Source organism: Streptomyces gottesmaniae, assembly GCF_031845845.1.
Classification (GTDB): domain Bacteria; phylum Actinomycetota; class Actinomycetes; order Streptomycetales; family Streptomycetaceae; genus Streptomyces; species Streptomyces akebiae.
This window is the reverse complement of sequence record NZ_JAVRFJ010000005.1, coordinates 242925-258841: the sequence shown is the minus strand read 5'-3', so window position 1 is coordinate 258841 and position 15917 is coordinate 242925. Positions and strand designations below refer to the sequence as shown.

Below are 15917 nucleotides of genomic sequence, written 5' to 3'. Positions count from 1 at the left end.
GGCCACCCGGTCCGGGGTGGCCGCCTCCTCGTGTGCTGTGCTCCGCTTCAATGACCTCTGCGTGGGCCCGGGGGCAGCGGGGACGGGATGTGGTGCATCCCGGTGTGCCCGGTGGGGATACGCCCCACCGGCTGCCACACGGCCGTCGTCGTGGTCGTGTGACCGGGCTGGCTCTCGCGCTGGGTGGCCAGGTGTCCCGCCGCGTGCCGGGAGCCGTACGAGCCGGATGCGAACGACCCGGTGGCGAACGACCCGGTGGCGCGCTGTCCGCCGGAGCCGTGCGACAGGCTCCCGAAACCTGTGAACCCCAGGTCCTCCTCCCCGTGCCGGTCGCCGGGCAGGGTGCGATAGGTCCTGACCCACTCCGCGTAGAGCGAGTCGTAGATGGGCGTGGCCGATGGCCCGCCCGACGGATCCTGATTCGGCCGCATGGACGGGATCGGCTGATAGGACTGGCGGCGAGGAGCGTCGTATGCGTGCACGTCTGTGCCAACGACCCCGCAGCGGAAGAGATGCGCTGCCTCAACCATTCAGCCTCCGGCCCGGGTTGGCACGGCTCGCCGACCGGAGCGATCAGGTGCCGGCCAGCGGCAGCGTGGCCGCGACCAACTTCCCGTTCGCCGCCGCCTTGTCGAGCGCGTCCCGCAGCAGATCCTCCCGCGGCTGCCGCCCGATCGATCCCACCGGCGCCGCGAACATCAGCACCTGCTGATGCTTGTTCGCGGCCGCCCGCCAGGCGTCGGCGACCTGCAGCGCCTGATGGGCCTGCCACCACGCGACCGGCGAACCGCCGGTGGTGCCCGGCTGCAGGATGGCGTGCAACTGCCCCATGGCGAGCAGCACGGACCAGCCGTGCAGCACGGGAGGCACGGAGTCGATCTGGGGGAGCGGCATGAAGCCCTGCTCGATGAGCAGCGGCAGGAAGTCGTCGCCCGCGCCGGTCGTGCCCGGGCGGGCGATGGGGGCGGTCGGCTCGACGACCAGCGCCGGGTGCAGCTCGCCGCTGAGCAGGATCAGTCCGCTGGTGACACCGAGCACGGCCTGCTCGGGCGCGGCCTGGGCCTGGCTGTCCCCGGCGATGGAACGGGCGGCGCCCTGCAGCTGCTCCTCGGTGACCTGGACGACCTGGGAGGGCAGACAGGTGGCGTGGGCGAAGGCGAGTACGGCTGTCTCGTCGCCGACGAAGAGGACGGTGCTGGTGCGCTCCTGCTCGGAGTCGCCGGGGGTGCGGCACGACGTGCAGTCGTAGCCGCCGGGCGCGTTCTCTCCGGCGAGCAGCCGGTCGGCCTCTTCGTCGCCGATCTCGGCGCGTACCTCGTCGCTGACCTCGAGCATGCGCGGCACGGGTGGCTCCTCGGGATGCGGTGCGTGTCGGTGCCGGGTGGCGCCCGGCCCATGAGCACGGAGGTTCCGGCTCATGCAGAAGACAACGGAGGATCTGTGGCCGGAGTCACGCCCGGGGACGAACGGAATCGAACCAACCGAAGCGCAGGGTGAATCCCTGGGCGGAATCGGTTACTCCGCGCCAACTTCCCGAGGGCCCTGCGAAGTTGGCGCGGTGAAGTGGGTCACAGGCCGTCGAGGTCACCAGCCGACATATCAGGAAATCAGGGAATGAAATGGGTGGCCTGAATTGGTCGCTACCCCGGGTAACCATGAACTGGCCTCGCACGACGGGCGATTGCTTGCTGACACCCCGTCGACCTCCCTACATTCCCGGCCGTGTGCAACGAGCACCGCTCGGGTACGTCCGCCGACCGCGCAGAGCCAGAAACAGCGCGCAGCACCACCTCCGGCGGACGGGGCGGAGCGCGACACCCGCGTCCATGCGCGGGAAGCGCCCCGCTCGGGGGGACCCCGGGTCCGTGGAGAGGGATCTTCATGTCCGAATGTGCCGATACCACGCGCGGCAGCGCCCTGAAGACGCGTACGACGGCGGTTCTCGCCGGGGCGGCACTGCTCGCCCCGCTCGGGCTCCTGGCCGTCACCGGCAGCGCCTCGGCGGCCGACAGCGGAGTGTGGGACCGCATCGCCAAGTGCGAGAGCGGCGGCAACTGGCACATCAACACCGGCAACGGCTACTACGGCGGTCTGCAGTTCGCCGCCTCGACCTGGCGTGCCTACGGCGGCACCGCCTACGCGGCCACCGCCGACAAGGCCTCCAGGGCCCAGCAGATCGCGATCGCCACGAAGGTCCAGCGCGCCCAGGGCTGGGGAGCGTGGCCCACCTGCTCCGGACGCGCCGGAGCGTCCGGCAGCGCGCCCGCCGCGCCCTCCACCGGCTCGGCCTCCGCCGGGTCCACCGGGTCGGCCACGGCCTCCGGGGCCGGGAAGTCCGCCAAGTCGGCTCCCTCGAAGGTGCCGTCGCGCTCCGCCGGTCACCCCGACCGCAGCGCGTCCCGCGGCGACTACACCGTCCGGCAGGGTGACTCCCTGAGCGGCATCGCCGCCCGGCACGGCACCACCTGGCGGCAGGTCTACGCCGCCAACAAGGACGTGATCGGCGGCGACCCCGACCTGATCGTCCCCGGGCAGCGTCTCGACCTCTGACCCGTGCGCCCCGCCCGCTGACCGCCGGGCCCGCGGCTCCCGCGTCGAGGTCCCACCCGGCACATCGGCCGGGTGGGGTCCGCGCCGTGCGGCGTCAGGCGAGCTCGACCGCCTCCCCGCCGAACGCCAGTGCCCCGCGCCGGAGTTCGTACACGAGGACACCCGGTACCTCGCGCAACCCCGGCGGCAGGCGCTGCTCGGCGACGACCACGCAGGCGTCGAGGCCGCCCAGCAGCTCGTACGTGCGGGCCGCGACCGCGGGCGACATGCCCTGGGCGGGTTCGTCGACGAGCACGACACGCGACCGTGCCGACAGGGCCCTGGAGAGGGCGAGCATCCGCTGCTCGCCGCCGGAGAGGGTGCCCGCGCGGCGGGGGAGCAGGGGTTCGAGCGCCGGATAGGCGTCCAGGGCGCGGGAGAGGTCGGGCGCGGCGAGTTCGAGGTTCTCGCGCACGGTGAGGGCGCCGAAGACGGCCCGTCGTTCCGGTACGAGGAGCAGGCCCCGCCGGGCGCGCTCGTGCGCGGACGTCCTGGTGATGTCCGACCCGTCCCACACCACGGCACCCCCGGAGAGCGGGACCGTGCCGGCGAGGGCCCGCAGCGCGGTCGTACGACCGGAGCCGTTGCGGCCCAGCAGCACCGTGAGGCCGGGGCCGGGGGCGGCGAGGGTGAGGCCGTGCAGGGCCTCCAGGGGGCCGTGGCGGACGCGGGCGCGGCGGAGGGAGATGAGGGTCATCGTCCGGCCTCCGGGCCGAGGACGCGGTCGGCCGGGCCGGAGGCGACGATGCGGCCGGCCGCCATGACGTGGACGACGTCGGCGAGTTCCGCGACGAGGTCGAGGTCGTGCTCGACGACGAGCAGGGCGGTGCCGTCGTCGGCGAGTGCGCGCAGTACCCGGGTGAGGGCGGCCACCTCGGCCGAGTCGAGACCGGCGGCGGGCTCGTCGAGCAGCAGCACGCGGGGGCTGCCGGCGAGCGCCCGCGCCAGCTCGACCCGCCGCAGCGTCCCGGTCGGCAGCCCGGCCGCCGGTGCGCTCCGCACGGCCCCGTCCAGCGCGAACAGCCGCAACGCCCGCTCCACGGCCCCGGGATCGGCGACCCGACCCTGCTCGGCGCCGACGCGTACGTTGTCCGCCACGCTCATCGACGGGAAGACCGCCAGCTGTTGGAACGTCCGTGCGATGCCGAGTCGGGTACGGGCGTGCGCGGGCAGCCGGGTGATGTCCCGCTCGCCGAGGCGCACCTGCCCGGCGTCGGGGCGCAGCGTTCCGGCGAGACAGTGGAAGAGGGTGCTCTTCCCGGCGCCGTTGGGGCCCACGACCGCGCTGACCCGTCCCGGGAGGACGTCGAGGTCGACACCGTCGAGGGCGGTGAACTCGCCGTAGCGGAGCCGGAGGCGGCGGGCTCGGAGGGAGGGGGCGGGGGCGGGGGCGGTGACGTCCGGGCCGGTGCCGATGCCGGGCCCGAGCGGCTGGGGCGTGGCACTCTCGCGCGTGCCCCTCCCCGCGTCCGGCTTCCCGAGCTTCCCGGCCCCTTCGCGCGCACCCACCGGCCCCTTCCGCCCCACCCCGGCCGACGCCCCCGTCCGCACCCGTTCCCGGGCGCGTGCCCCCGCCGGTGTCAGCTCGTGTCGGGCCCCGTGCCGCAGCCGTGCGAACCCCGTCCGCACCGCCTCGTGGGGGCCGCCGGGGAAGCGGCCCACCAGGACCGCCAGGACGCCGATGACCACGGTGGCCACGCCACCCTCGGTACCCGCGTCCAGGCCCACCAGCAGGGCGGCCGCCGCGAGGGCGCCGAGGGAGCTGTCGGCGCCGAGGACGACGATCGCGGCGAACCAGAGGAGACTGCGGACGGGGTCGTAGGCGGCGGGGTCGAAGGCGCGGACACCGATCGCGAGCATGCCGCCGCCGAGCGCGGCGAGGGCGGCACCCGTGACGAACGCCGCGAGTTTCAGCGACGGGACGCGCACGCCCGCCGCCGACGCCCCCGACTCGTGGTCCCGCACGGCGGCGAGCGCTCTGCCCGTGCGGCCCCGGCGCAGCGCGTGGGTGGCCAGGAGTGCCAGGCACAGCAGTCCCAACTCCAGGACGTAGTACGCACGGTCGCCCTCGAAGCCCGGCGGACGCGAGAGGCTGAGGCCGGAGGTCGCGTACGGCTGGGCGAAGACGAATCGGCTCACGCCGACACCCACGGCGAACGTGGCCAGCGCCAGTGCCAGGCCGTGGCGGCTGATGGCGGGCCAGCCGGTGAGCAGGCCGAGGGGAGCCACCAGGAGGACGGCCACCAGGAGCGCGGCCGGGGCGGGGAGGTCGGGGAGGAGCGGGAAGCGGCCCGCCGCCAGGAGGGCCGTGAACAGGGCGCCCAGACCCGCGTAGGCGGCCTGGCCCAGCGAGATCTGTCCGCCTCGGCCCGTCACCACCACCAGGGAGAGCAGGACCACGCCCAGCGCCGGCACCTGCACGGCCGTGTGCAGGTCCTGGCCCGCGAAGCCCAGCGGGATCAGGAACAGCAGGAGGGCCACGATCCACGCGCCGGCGGGTGTGCCGACCCGCGCGGTCGCCGTGCGGGGCAGCGCGTCGCGGTCGCCCACGCCCGGCAGGACCAGGGCCGCCACGAGAAGGGCGACCACGAAGAGGTTGGCGCCCACGGCCTGGAGCAACGGTTCCGCCCAGCCCGACGGGTGGAACCGGGTCAGCTGACTCTGCGCGACCGCGACGCCCAGCGCGACCAGCACGGCCACCGGAAGGCTCCGCATCCGGGCGGCGACCGCCACCGCCACCACCTCCATCACCAGCAGCGGCATGCCGTACGGGTCGAGGCGTACGTACGGGGCCAGCAGGACGCCGGTGAGGCCCGCCGTGAACGAGCCGAACGCCCAGCCCGCGGCGGCGACCCGGTCCGCGTCGATGCCGCCGAGCACGGCGAGGGAGCGGTCGTCGACGACGGCGCGCAGCTCCCGGCCGAAGCGCGTCCAGCGCGTGACCGCGCCCACGGTGGCCGCGACGGCCACGGCCACCGCCAATGGGCCCCACGGGTCGGCGGCGAGCAGGGTCGGGGCGTCGTCCCGCGCCCCCTGCCCCCACAGCAGCGCGGTCCCGCCGACGAGGAGGACGAAGACGCCGATGGAGGCGACGAGGGTCTGCGCCGGGTCACCGCCGAGCACGGCGAGCGGGCGGAAGACGAAGCGTTCCAGGACCAGGCCGATCGAGGGGGCCACCACCAGCAGGGTCACCACCGCACCCGGCCAGAGGGGCCACCCCCACTCCACGGTGAACTGGCGCAGCAGATACGCGCACACCACGGCGATCGCCCCGTGCGCGAAGTTCAGCACGCCGGTCGCGCGGTAGGTCACGATCAGGCCGATTCCGGTGAGGGCCGCCGCGCCGCCCACCGACAGCCCGGCCAGCGTGAGGTCGTACGTCAGTGACGCCATCAGCTCTCCGCGAGGTCGCCTCGGGAGGGGGCCTCACAGATCGGGCACGGCCGCAGTTCGCCGCTGTCGAGCACCCGGGAGTCCACCGGCACCGCTTCCGCCTTCCCAGCCACCAGCGGGCAGTCGGCGCGGTGCCAGAGGGTGCCGCCGGGCACCATCAGCAGGGTGCCGCTGGTGGCGAGGGGGCCGACCGGCACCTGCGGGGACGCCTCGTCGTCGGCGGGCTCGGCGGCGACCAGGAGGCCGTACAACTCCTCGACCCGCGAGGCGGCCAGGGCGTTCCTGCCGTGGGCGAGGAGGACCGCGCCCGCGACGATCAGCGCGGCGCCGGGGATCGTGCAGGAGGCCAGGTAGGGGAGTTGCCGTTCGGCGAAGCGCTCGCCGGAGACGCCGTACCAGCCGACGACGCACAGCACCGCGCCGCCGGCGAGCGCGGCCCAGCCGGCCCAGAGGACGGGGTGCGCGGTCCGCGGTCGGGCTGTCCGCATCCGGGGCATCCGGGGCTCCCCACACGTCGTGTGTCTGTCCATCACAGCCGATGGCTTGCACTATGCCTTCTGCAAGCTGACCCTGAAAGAACCGGGCGCATGCCGCCCGGACCGACACCCGGTGGTGAGCCAGATGGTTCTCGGGAGCGACCTCAGGCGGGCGAACGGACGCGGGTCCGGGGCGGCGGGACGGGGAACGGCCCTGGCGGCCGCCCTGGTCCTCCTCCTCGCCCCGGCCCTCGCGGCGTGCAGCGACGACAGCGGTGGCGGCGGCGACAGCGCCCCGCCCACCCCCTCCGTGGAACGGACGACGAGCGAGCCCGCCGAGGACACCACGAGCGCGTCCGCGAGCGCGCCCGCGGACACGGCGGCGGCCGAGGAGGAGATCAAGAAGAACTGGAAGGCGTTCTTCGACCCGGCCACCTCCACCGAGGAGAAACAGGCCGTTCTGGAGAACGGCGACGAGATGGGCCCGGTCCTCGCGGCGTTCAGCGGTGACGAGCGCGGCGGGCAGGTCGAGGCGGAGGTCCGGAAGGTCGCGTTCACCTCCGCGACCGGCGCCGACGTCACGTACACCCTGCTGCTGGAGGGTGCCACGGCACTGCCGGACGCGGCGGGCACGGCCGTCGAGCAGGACGGCACCTGGAAGGTGTCCGTCAAGACCCTGTGCGGGCTGGTCGCGCTGAGCGGCAATGCGACACCGGGCCCGGGCTGCTGAGGCGGCCGTCGCGGGCCTGCTGCTCCTGCTGGTCGCGGCCTGCGGCAGCCGGCTCCCGGAGAGCGACTTCGAGCGGGGCGGCGCCACGCCCGCCCCGTCGCTCCGTGAGCCGCTGCGCGTCGGGATCATCACCAGCGTCACCAGCCCGGTCGGCGGCGCGGCGTTCACCGGGCCGCGCGACGGCGCGAAGGCCTACTTCGCCGCGCTCAACGCCCGCGGCGGCGTCGACGGCCGTCGCGTCGAGGTGCGGGAGTGCGACGACGGGGGCAGCGGTGTCGGCAACAACGAGTGCGTGCACCGGCTCGTCGAGGAGGACGGCGTGGTGGCGCTGGTCGCCACCACCGCCCTCGACTACGCGGGCGCCGCCCGGGTCGCACGCGCGCGCGTGCCCGACATCGGGGGCCAGCCCATCGGACCGGCGTACGACACGTACCCGTATCTGTACAGCGTCTACGGCAGCCTGGCGCCCCGGGACGGCACGACCGGCTGGGACGGGAAGCAGTACGGCGGCACCGAGGTCTACCGCTACTTCAAGCGCGAGCACGGCGCCCGTACCGCCGCCGTGGTCTCGTACAACCAGTCGGCGTCGGCCGCCTACGCCCGCCTGGTGGTCCAGGGGTTGAGGGCCGAGGGATACGAAGTGGTCACCGAGCAGGTCGACTTCGCGCTGCCCAACTTCCGCGCGGCCGCCGCCGACATCAAGGAGCAGGGCGCCGACCTGGTCTTCGACGCCATCGACGGCCACGGCAACGCCCGCCTCTGCCAGGCGATGGACGACGTGGGCGCCGACGTCACCGCCAAGGTCACCAACGTCCAGAACTGGAGCTCCACGGTCGCCGAGGACTACGAGGACGCCCCGCGCTGCCGCAACGCCCTGTGGGCCACCGGCTCCAGCCGCAACCACGCGGACGTCGGCGACGCGGCCGTACGGGAGTTCCGGGACGCGACGAAGGACCTGAAGACGCACTCCCAGTGGCAGTTGGAGGGCTGGGCGGCGGCGATGTGGTTCACGGACGCGGCGAGATCGTGCGTGGGGAGCGCGGAGGGCGTCACGCGCGCGTGCGTCGACCGGTTCATGAACCGCGACGAGCCCTACAGCGCCGACGGACTGCTCGTCCCCGTCCGCTTCGAGCGGCTCGCCGAGCCGCCGGCGACGCGCCGGACCTGTGTGTCGGTGGCCCGTTGGCGGGACGGGGAGGGGTGGGTGAGCCAGGGCGACATGAACGACACCTGCTTCGACGTTCCGCAACTGCCCTACAGGCCCTGATGCGTTGCGAGGTGAACAGGTTGCCTCGTCCGGCTATCGATCGGACAACCGTTCAGGAACAAGTTGATGATGAAGTCCAACCATTGCCCGGGGTGCCGGGTCTAACCGTATGGCGCTGGACCAGCAGCGCCATTGATGGATGACCAGGTAGGACAGAGGGTTTCGGGGGACGCATGCAGATTTCTTTCCTCATACACAACGCGTACGGGATCGGGGGAACGATCCGGACGACGTACAACCTTGCGAACGCTCTGGCCGAACAGCACGACGTGGAGATCGTCTCCGTCTTCCGCCACCGTGACGAGCCGGTCTTCCACATCGACCCGAGGGTCCGGCTGCGCGGCCTCGTCGACATCCGGGAGGGCGGCGCCGACAAGGGCCACGCCGACCTGGAGCGCCCCGCCAAGGTCTTCCCGCGCGCCGAGGGCCGCTACGGGCAGTACAGCGTCATGACCGACCGGCGCATCGCCGAGCACCTCGCCTCGGTCGACGCCGACGTCCTGGTCGGCACCCGGCCCGGACTGAACGTGCACATGGCCCGGCAGACCCGACGCGGCCCGATCCGCGTCGGCCAGGAGCACCTCACGCTCGACAGCCACTCCCCGGCCCTGCGCGCCACCCTGCGTGGCGTCTACCCGAGGCTCGACGCCCTCACCACGACCACCGAGGCCGACGCGCGGGCGTACGGCTCGAAGATGCGGCTGCCCGGCGTCCACCTCCAGGCCGTGCCGAACCCGGTGCCCGCACCGGGCATCGACCCGGCGGACGGCACCGGCAAATGGGTCGTCGCCGCCGGGCGACTCGCCCCCGTCAAGCGGTACGACCTGCTCATCAAGGCCTTCGACAAGGTGCGCGAGGAGCGGCCCGACTGGCGCCTGCGGATCTACGGCGGCGGCAAGCAGAAGGACAAACTCCGCGCCCTCGTCGACAAGTTGGGCCTCTACAACCACGTCTATCTGATGGGCCCCGCCAACCCCATCGAGCCCGAGTGGGCCAAGGGTTCCCTCGCCGCCGTCACCTCCAGTCTCGAGTCGTTCGGCATGACGATCGTCGAGGCCATGCGCTGCGGTCTCCCCGTGGTCTCCACCAACTGCCCGCACGGCCCCGGCGAGATCATCGACGACGGCGTCGACGGCCGCCTGGTCAAGGTCGGCAGCGTCAAGGCGATCGCCGACGGCCTCCTGGAACTCATCAACGACGACGACAGGCGTCAGCAGATGGCGCAGGCCGCGCTCAAGGACTCCGAGCGCTTCGACCCGTCCCGCATCGCCGAGCGCTACGAGACGCTCTTCGGTGACCTCGTCGCCCGCGGCGGCGCCTCCTCGGTGGGCCGGATGCGCGGCTCACTGCACCGCACCCGTGGCGCCCTGCTCGGCAGCGCGTACGCCGTTCGGGACGCCGGACGTTCCGCCTTCAAGAAGGGGCGCACCGCATGATGACGCTGGCTCCGCAGCAGCCCACGGACCGCGACCACCAGGAGGACAGGACCACGACCCCCCGCACCGACTGCGTCGCCGACTTCGCGGGCGGCCTGACCTTCGAGGTGCCCGACCGCGGCGAGTCCGGCCCCGCCCACCTGCTCCTCGTCCTGCGCGACGGCGACCAGAAGGTGCGTCTGCCGCTCACCCCGGCCGGCGACGGCCTGCTGAGGGCCGCGCTGCCGACCAGCGTGGACGTCCCCGAGGGCTTCTGGGACGTGTACCTGCAGACGGCCGAGGGCGAGCCGCGGCGTCTGGCCCCGGGCGTCAACGACCTGCGCTCCCTCGTCGACCGTGTGCCCGCCGCGTCCTCCGAGCGGATCGTCGTCCGCATCCCGTACGGCACCAAGCACGGCAACCTCACCATCCGCAGTTGGGAGCGCTCCCCGCACGCCGAGGCCGGCGAACTCCACATCGGCGACGGCCGGCTGGAGGTGACCGCCCGGCTGTACGGCGCCGAGCCCACGTCCGACGCGTACGTCGAACTCACCGACCAGAACGGGGTGCTGAACGCCGTACGGACCGATCTCACCGCGCAGGACGCCGGGGGTGAGGTCCGCTTCACCGTGGCCTACGGCGAGCTGCGGCCCGGCCACTGGGACCTGTGGGTGCGGCCCCGGGGCGAGAGCGGCCCGAACGTGCGGATCGCCCGGCTGCTCGACGACGTCGTCGACAAGCACCCGGTCTTCGTCTACCCCGGGAGCCGGGCCGAGTCCGGGCAGGGCCCGGTGGAGGGCGAGCCGTACTACACGGCGCACAACGACCTGTCCGTCACGGTGGTCGCCGTCGACTGAGCCGGAAGCCGGAAGCCGGAAGCCGGAAGCCGGACGGCGGACCCGGACGGCGGACACCGGACGCCGAGCGACGACCGCGCCTTCGGTCGCCGCCGCTCTCGGCGGTCGAGGACACACCCTGTCCTCGACCGCCGCTGCCCGCCGAGCGGGCCGGACCGGAGGGGCTGACCGACCCGATCAGGGCCCTTCGGAACCGCCTGTCGGCCGCTCCTGACCGAACCGGGGGTGCGGTGTCCGCTCCTGGCCCTTCCGGGTCTGCGGAGGTGTGATCGCCGCGAACCTCGGGTGGTGCAGGTCGAAGGCCGGGGACTCCGAGCGCACCCGGGGCAGCGTCACGAAGTTGTGGCGCGGCGGCGGGCACGAGGTCGCCCACTCCAGCGACCGGCCGTAGCCCCACGGGTCGTCGACGTCGACCCGCACGCCGTACCGGGAGGTCTTCCAGACGTTGTAGAGGAACGGCAGCGTGGACAGCCCCAGCAGGAACGAGCCGATCGTCGAGACCGTGTTGAGGGCCGTGAACCCGTCGGCGGCCAGATAGTCCGCGTACCGCCGGGGCATGCCCTCGGCGCCCAGCCAGTGCTGCACCAGGAACGTGGTGTGGAACCCGACGAAGAGCGTCCAGAACTGGATCTTGCCGAGCCGTTCGTCGAGCATCTTCCCGGTGAACTTCGGCCACCAGAAGAAGAACCCCGCGAAGGTCGCGAAGACGACCGTGCCGAAGACGACGTAGTGGAAGTGCGCGACCACGAAGTAGGAGTCGGTGACGTGGAAGTCCATGGGCGGCGAGGCCAGGATGACCCCGGTGAGCCCGCCGAGGAGGAACGACACCAGGAAGCCGGTCGCCCACAGCATCGGTGTCTCGAACGACAGCGAGCCCTTCAGCATCGTCCCGGTCCAGTTGAAGAACTTCACCCCCGTCGGCACGGCGATCAGGAAGCTCATGAACGAGAAGAACGGCAGCAGCACCGCGCCCGTGGCGAACATGTGGTGCGCCCACACCACGACCGAGAGCCCGGTGATCGCCATCGTGGCCCCGACCAGCGTCAGATAGCCGAAGATCGGCTTGCGGCTGAAGACCGGGATGATCTCTGTGATGATCCCGAAGAAGGGCAGGGCGATGATGTAGACCTCCGGGTGGCCGAAGAACCAGAACAGGTGCTGCCACAGCAGCGCGCCGCCGTTGGCCGCGTCGAAGACCTGCGAGCCGAACCGTCGGTCCGCCTCCAGGACCAGCAGCGCCGCGGCGAGCACCGGGAACGCCATCAGGATCAGGATCGACGTGAACAGCGTGTTCCAGGTGAAGATCGGCATCCGGAACATCGTCATACCGGGGGCGCGCATCCCGATGATCGTGGTCAGGAAGTTCACCGCGCCGAGGATCGTCCCGAACCCGGACAGCGCCAGCCCCATGATCCACATGTCGGCCCCGATCCCCGGCGACCGTTCCACACTGTTCAGCGGCGCGTAGGCGAACCACCCGAAGTCGGCGGGCCCCGAAGGCACCAGCAGCGAGCCCATCACGATCAGTCCGCCGAACAGGAAGAGCCAGTACGACAGCATGTTCAGCCGCGGGAAGGCGACATCGGGCGCGCCGATCTGGAGCGGCATGATCTCGTTGGCGAACCCGGCGAAGGTCGGTGTCGCGAAGAGCAGCAGCATGATCGTGCCGTGCAGGGTGAACAACTGGTTGAACTGCGTGTTGTCCACGATCTGGGTGCCCGGCCGGGCCAGCTCGGCGCGCATCACCAGCGCCATCAGACCGGCGGCCAGGAAGAACAGGAAGGACGTGACCAGGTACAGATGGCCGATCTTCTTGTGGTCGGTGGTGGTCAGCCAGTCGACCACCACGCGTCCCGGTTTCCTGGTCCGTACGGGTCGTGCCGGTGCCTGTACGGTCTCGGTCCCCATCGCTCGCCCCTTCGCTGCCGCGTCCTGGGCCCGTGATGCACGCACGCCATGATGCTCGTGCCCCCGCCCGCTCCGACAGGGGGCGTACGGGGGAAGTGTGTGGGAACCGTGTATTTCCCATGAGCCGGGGCTTCCGGGAGCCGTCCGGGAATCGGTGGGAAAAGGCCGGACATGCGCCGGACGCACACGGCCCCGGACATGCTTTCCGACGGGCTATTCGCGATGGTGTCGAAGCGGTCGGGAATTACGTTCACCAGCACGCGGAAGGCGTAAGGAACCGCTCGTACGTGTGACTGGGTTGGGCCGAAACGGGTGTCGTGGTTCTGTGACAGAAGCGTGACTGCGGGAGGACAGCGGGGCCTCCGTCCGCCTACCGTGGCGGTCATGGCACCCATTCCCACCCCTTCCGAAGAGCCCCGGGACGACCCCGACGCCTACGTCGGTCTGGAGGCGCCGCAGGCCGAGCGCCGCGCCGCGGAACGCGGCTGGTCCACGGTCAGAAAGCTGCCGCCGGGCGCGATCATCACCATGGAGTACCGCTTCGGCCGACTGAATCTGGAGGTCGAGGACGGCCGGGTGAAGCGAGCCTGGAAGGGCTGAACCCGAGCGTCGGCGATCGAGGACGGGCGAAGGCCCGGCTCCGAAGGGAGCCGGGCCTTCGCCGTGCGGGGCATGGGCTGTGCGTACCGGGCCCCGCTGTCTCGTGTCAGCCGCCTCCGACCGGTCGGGCCGAGGTCGCGTTGCGCGCCACCCGGTCCGCGTGGGGCGGCCTACGGGTGCCGAGCGGGGTCACCGGGGTCCGCTCCGACCTGGTCAGATGCGGGCCGGGGGCGAGGTGCAGCGGCACGATCGAGGGGTGGGCGGCGCGGGCCGCGATGCCGGTCTCCCGGGCGCTCGCGGGCTCCTCCTCGGGCGCGCGCAGCGGGGCCGTGCCCACGGCGGGCGTCGGCGCGGACACCGGGGCGGGCGCCGTACGACGGTCGCGCCAGGCGTCCCGCAGCGAGAACAGTCCGACCTCCGCGCGGGCGATCAGCGGCTCGAACCAGGGCAGCGCCAGCATGATCAGCAGACCGGCGGCCCAGCCCAGCAGGACGTCGCTCAACCAGTGCGTACCGAGGTAGACCGTGGTGAGACCGACGCCGAGCGAGATCACGGCGGACAGCGCGGACAGCCAGCGCCTGGCCCTCGGCGTCGACGCCAGATAGGCCAGGATGCCCCAGGTCACCACGGCGTTGGCGGTGTGTCCCGAAGGGAATATGTCGCCGCCCAGCCACATCTCGTTGGAGCCGATCTCGGTGGCGTAGTGGGGACCGAGCCGGCCCATGCCGAGCTTGGCGGCGCCGACGGTGATGTTCAGCAGCAGCAGCGACACGCCGAGGGCGAGCATCGGTCGCAGGGTGTGCTGTCTCCAGGAGCGCCAGCCCAGCCAGGCGGCGACCATCACGGCGGTGGGGCCGCGCTGGCCCAGGACGACGTAGTAGTCCAGGAAGGCGTGGATCTGCTGCCACTGCTGGTACGGCCGGAAGAACATGATCTGCCAGTCGAGCCGGACCAGCCAGGACGTGATGACGACGGCCCACACGATGGCGACGTAGAAGGCCAGGGTGGAGGCGAACAGCACCACCCGGTGGCGGGTCATCACCGGTACATCGATGTGGGCCGGCCGTTCCGGCTCACGGTCCAGCCTTGAGAAGACCCGGTCCAGACGGGTCGGCTTTAGTTCGGTACGCACTCAATCGACGTTACAGCGAGTGAGCTCCGACGCGGCGTGAATCACCGGCTTTGTGATGACGCCGTGATGTGGGATTCATCTCAGAATGATGTTTATTTCTGCTGAATGATGAATCGTTGCGCCACTCGGCCTTCAATTCCATGGCCTAATACTGAGCAGTCGTTTTGTGGCCCTTTTGAATTCGTTCACCCATTGCTCGCACGGAATTACCCCGCCGCTCGCTGACCGTCGCCGCCGGTCACGGCGGACCGGAACCATTCAGCCAGAACGCCCCGTAGACCGCCGACACCACCGCGACACCGCCGAGAATCGTCGCTGACCTGGGCGGACGCGCGCCGGCGAGCGCGCGCGAGAGAGGCAGCAGCAGGGGGAAGGCCGGCATCAGCAGCCGGGGCTTCGAGCCGAAGTAGCTCGACGCGCACAGCGCCAGCGCGGTGACGACCCCCGCGTAGACCAGCAGCGGGAGCGGCTGCCCCTGACGAACGCAGACCGCGTACAGCCAAATGATCGACGCGACCCCGATGATCAGCCCGACACCCGCCAGGGCCGACGGGAACGACGTGAACTTGTCGGCGACGAAACGCGCGAAGGCGTAGCCGCCGTCGAAGCCGTTGCGCCACCCCGCCTGGACGTCGAGATAGCCGAGCGGGCCCTTGCCCGTACGACGGCCGACCCACAGGACATAGCCGACGGCACCCAGTGGCGCGAGGAGCATCCCGAGCGCGCGCGGCCACGAACGAGCGCCGCCCCATGACTCCGCACTCCGGTTTCGTACGAACGGGGGACGGGGGGTGGGGTCTTCGGCGCGCGGGAGGGCGGATCGCCGCTCCCGTACGTACGACACGATCGCCGCCGCCCACACCGCCGCCACCACCGCGAGCCCCACGGGCCGGGTCAGCCCCGCGAGCGCCGCGAGGACGCCCGCGGCCACCCAGCGGCCGGTCAGGACGGCGTACAGCGACCAGGCGGCCAGCGCGGTGAACAGGGACTCCGTGTACGCCATCGACTGCACCACCCCGACCGGCAGCACGGCCCACAGCAGCACCGCGCACACCCCGACCCGCGGCCCGTACACCCGGTCCGCGACCGCGAAGATCCCCCAGGCCGCCGCGAGCGAGGCGAGGGTGCCGACGGCGAGACCGGCGTGGGCGTACGACAGCGGGGTCACCGCGGACACCGCCCGCTCCAGCCAGGGCAGCAGCGGAAAGAAGGCCAGGTTCGAGTGGATGTCGCCGTTCGGCAGCCGCACCTCGTAGCCGTAACCGAGTTCGGCGACGCGGGTGTACCAGAGCGAGTCCCAGCGGGCCGACAGCAGCGTCAGGGCGCTCGTGTCGCGCGCCGCGCTCCACACGGCGAGGACGACGAGGCCCAGGGCGCGCACGGCCGCGTACCCGAGGAGCGCGGGGGCGGCCCGCCGCAGAAGGGGCGCCGCCGGGCGCGTGGCGAGATCGGTCACGCGCTCGATTATCGACGGCACCGGGAACCGGCCGGGACGCCCTCACGTGGTGGCCCGTGATGGACCGTGACCGAGGAACCACGGACGAGTGATG

14 protein-coding genes are annotated in these 15917 nt (G+C 72.2%); 6 read left to right on the top strand and 8 right to left on the bottom strand.

From position 1 onward, the window contains the following. Positions 1 to 47: 47 nt before the first annotated feature. Positions 48 to 431, bottom strand: a complete 384-nt coding sequence (locus RM704_RS08580) for a hypothetical protein (protein ID WP_033531725.1) — start codon at positions 429 to 431, stop codon at positions 48 to 50. Positions 432 to 573: 142 nt separating this feature from the next. Further along, positions 574 to 1344, bottom strand: a complete 771-nt coding sequence (locus tag RM704_RS08575) for a DUF8842 C-terminal domain-containing protein (RefSeq protein ID WP_033531541.1) — start codon at positions 1342 to 1344, stop codon at positions 574 to 576. A gap of 537 nt (positions 1345 to 1881) precedes the next feature. Here RM704_RS08575 and RM704_RS08570 point away from each other — a divergent pair. Continuing rightward, positions 1882 to 2550 carry a LysM peptidoglycan-binding domain-containing protein gene (locus tag RM704_RS08570; protein WP_033531542.1) on the top strand — a complete coding sequence of 223 codons (669 nt, stop codon included), beginning with the start codon at positions 1882 to 1884 and terminating at the stop codon, positions 2548 to 2550. Positions 2551 to 2644: 94 nt separating this feature from the next. On the opposite strand, the gene RM704_RS08565 is transcribed toward RM704_RS08570, so the two are convergent. The 3 genes from RM704_RS08565 to RM704_RS08555 are packed head-to-tail and all read right to left on the bottom strand — an operon-like array spanning position 2645 to position 6470. Further along, positions 2645 to 3286 carry an ATP-binding cassette domain-containing protein gene (locus RM704_RS08565; protein ID WP_033531543.1) on the bottom strand — a complete coding sequence of 214 codons (642 nt, stop codon included), beginning with the start codon at positions 3284 to 3286 and terminating at the stop codon, positions 2645 to 2647. Next, on the bottom strand, positions 3283 to 5982 hold the full coding sequence (locus tag RM704_RS08560; protein ID WP_033531544.1) for an ABC transporter permease subunit: 2700 nt from the start codon (positions 5980 to 5982) through the stop codon (positions 3283 to 3285). Before RM704_RS08560 ends, RM704_RS08565 begins: the two co-directional genes overlap by 4 nt. Beyond that, positions 5982 to 6470 carry a hypothetical protein gene (locus RM704_RS08555; protein ID WP_033531726.1) on the bottom strand — a complete coding sequence of 163 codons (489 nt, stop codon included), beginning with the start codon at positions 6468 to 6470 and terminating at the stop codon, positions 5982 to 5984. Before RM704_RS08555 ends, RM704_RS08560 begins: the two co-directional genes overlap by 1 nt. A 133-nt stretch (positions 6471 to 6603) precedes the next feature. On the opposite strand from RM704_RS08555, the gene RM704_RS08550 reads away from it, so the two are divergent. The 4 genes from RM704_RS08550 (at position 6604) to RM704_RS08535 (ending at position 10727) form a co-directional block, all read left to right on the top strand. Further along, positions 6604 to 7188: an MTB12 C-terminal domain-containing protein gene (locus RM704_RS08550; RefSeq protein ID WP_192829831.1), complete on the top strand. Its 585-nt coding sequence runs from the start codon at positions 6604 to 6606 to the stop codon at positions 7186 to 7188. Then, entirely contained in the window at positions 7163 to 8455 is a 1293-nt protein-coding gene (locus RM704_RS08545) for an ABC transporter substrate-binding protein (RefSeq protein ID WP_033531545.1), read from the top strand. The genes RM704_RS08550 and RM704_RS08545 overlap by 26 nt, the downstream gene beginning before the upstream one ends. Positions 8456 to 8628: 173 nt before the next feature. Next, positions 8629 to 9891 (top strand): glycosyltransferase family 4 protein, encoded by a 1263-nt coding sequence (locus RM704_RS08540; protein ID WP_033531546.1) that lies wholly within the window; start codon positions 8629 to 8631, stop codon positions 9889 to 9891. Further along, a complete protein-coding gene (locus RM704_RS08535) occupies positions 9888 to 10727 on the top strand; it encodes a hypothetical protein (protein ID WP_033531547.1) in 840 nt (279 codons plus the stop codon). The genes RM704_RS08540 and RM704_RS08535 overlap by 4 nt, the downstream gene beginning before the upstream one ends. A 177-nt stretch (positions 10728 to 10904) precedes the next feature. Here RM704_RS08535 and ctaD read toward each other — a convergent pair whose 3' ends face one another. Next, positions 10905 to 12635: an aa3-type cytochrome oxidase subunit I gene (gene ctaD / locus RM704_RS08530; RefSeq protein WP_033531548.1), complete on the bottom strand. Its 1731-nt coding sequence runs from the start codon at positions 12633 to 12635 to the stop codon at positions 10905 to 10907. A gap of 384 nt (positions 12636 to 13019) precedes the next feature. Here ctaD and RM704_RS08525 point away from each other — a divergent pair, with 384 nt between their 5' ends. Further along, positions 13020 to 13235 (top strand): I78 family peptidase inhibitor, encoded by a 216-nt coding sequence (locus RM704_RS08525; RefSeq protein ID WP_033531549.1) that lies wholly within the window; start codon positions 13020 to 13022, stop codon positions 13233 to 13235. Between the two features lie 106 nt (positions 13236 to 13341). Here RM704_RS08525 and RM704_RS08520 read toward each other — a convergent pair whose 3' ends face one another. Further along, positions 13342 to 14367 carry a phosphatase PAP2 family protein gene (locus RM704_RS08520; RefSeq protein ID WP_033531550.1) on the bottom strand — a complete coding sequence of 342 codons (1026 nt, stop codon included), beginning with the start codon at positions 14365 to 14367 and terminating at the stop codon, positions 13342 to 13344. A gap of 238 nt (positions 14368 to 14605) precedes the next feature. After that, positions 14606 to 15823, bottom strand: coding sequence for a glycosyltransferase family 39 protein (locus tag RM704_RS08515; RefSeq protein ID WP_033531551.1), 1218 nt, complete (start codon positions 15821 to 15823; stop codon positions 14606 to 14608). Positions 15824 to 15917: the final 94 nt, after the last annotated feature.

Excerpts from the sequence above, each read along its gene's own strand:
- RM704_RS08550 (WP_192829831.1), top strand. The coding sequence starts at position 6,604 with ATGGTTCTCGGGAGCGACCTCAGGCGGGCGAACGGACGCGGGTCCGGG.
- RM704_RS08545 (WP_033531545.1), top strand. The coding sequence starts at position 7,163 with ATGCGACACCGGGCCCGGGCTGCTGAGGCGGCCGTCGCGGGCCTGCTG.
- RM704_RS08540 (WP_033531546.1), top strand. The coding sequence starts at position 8,629 with ATGCAGATTTCTTTCCTCATACACAACGCGTACGGGATCGGGGGAACG.
- ctaD (WP_033531548.1), bottom strand. The coding sequence starts at position 12,635 with ATGGGGACCGAGACCGTACAGGCACCGGCACGACCCGTACGGACCAGG.
- RM704_RS08555 (WP_033531726.1), bottom strand. The coding sequence starts at position 6,470 with ATGCGGACAGCCCGACCGCGGACCGCGCACCCCGTCCTCTGGGCCGGC.
- RM704_RS08570 (WP_033531542.1), top strand. The coding sequence starts at position 1,882 with ATGTCCGAATGTGCCGATACCACGCGCGGCAGCGCCCTGAAGACGCGT.
- RM704_RS08535 (WP_033531547.1), top strand. The coding sequence starts at position 9,888 with ATGATGACGCTGGCTCCGCAGCAGCCCACGGACCGCGACCACCAGGAG.
- RM704_RS08565 (WP_033531543.1), bottom strand. The coding sequence starts at position 3,286 with ATGACCCTCATCTCCCTCCGCCGCGCCCGCGTCCGCCACGGCCCCCTG.
- RM704_RS08580 (WP_033531725.1), bottom strand. The coding sequence starts at position 431 with ATGCGGCCGAATCAGGATCCGTCGGGCGGGCCATCGGCCACGCCCATC.
- RM704_RS08560 (WP_033531544.1), bottom strand. The coding sequence starts at position 5,982 with ATGGCGTCACTGACGTACGACCTCACGCTGGCCGGGCTGTCGGTGGGC.
- RM704_RS08525 (WP_033531549.1), top strand. The coding sequence starts at position 13,020 with ATGGCACCCATTCCCACCCCTTCCGAAGAGCCCCGGGACGACCCCGAC.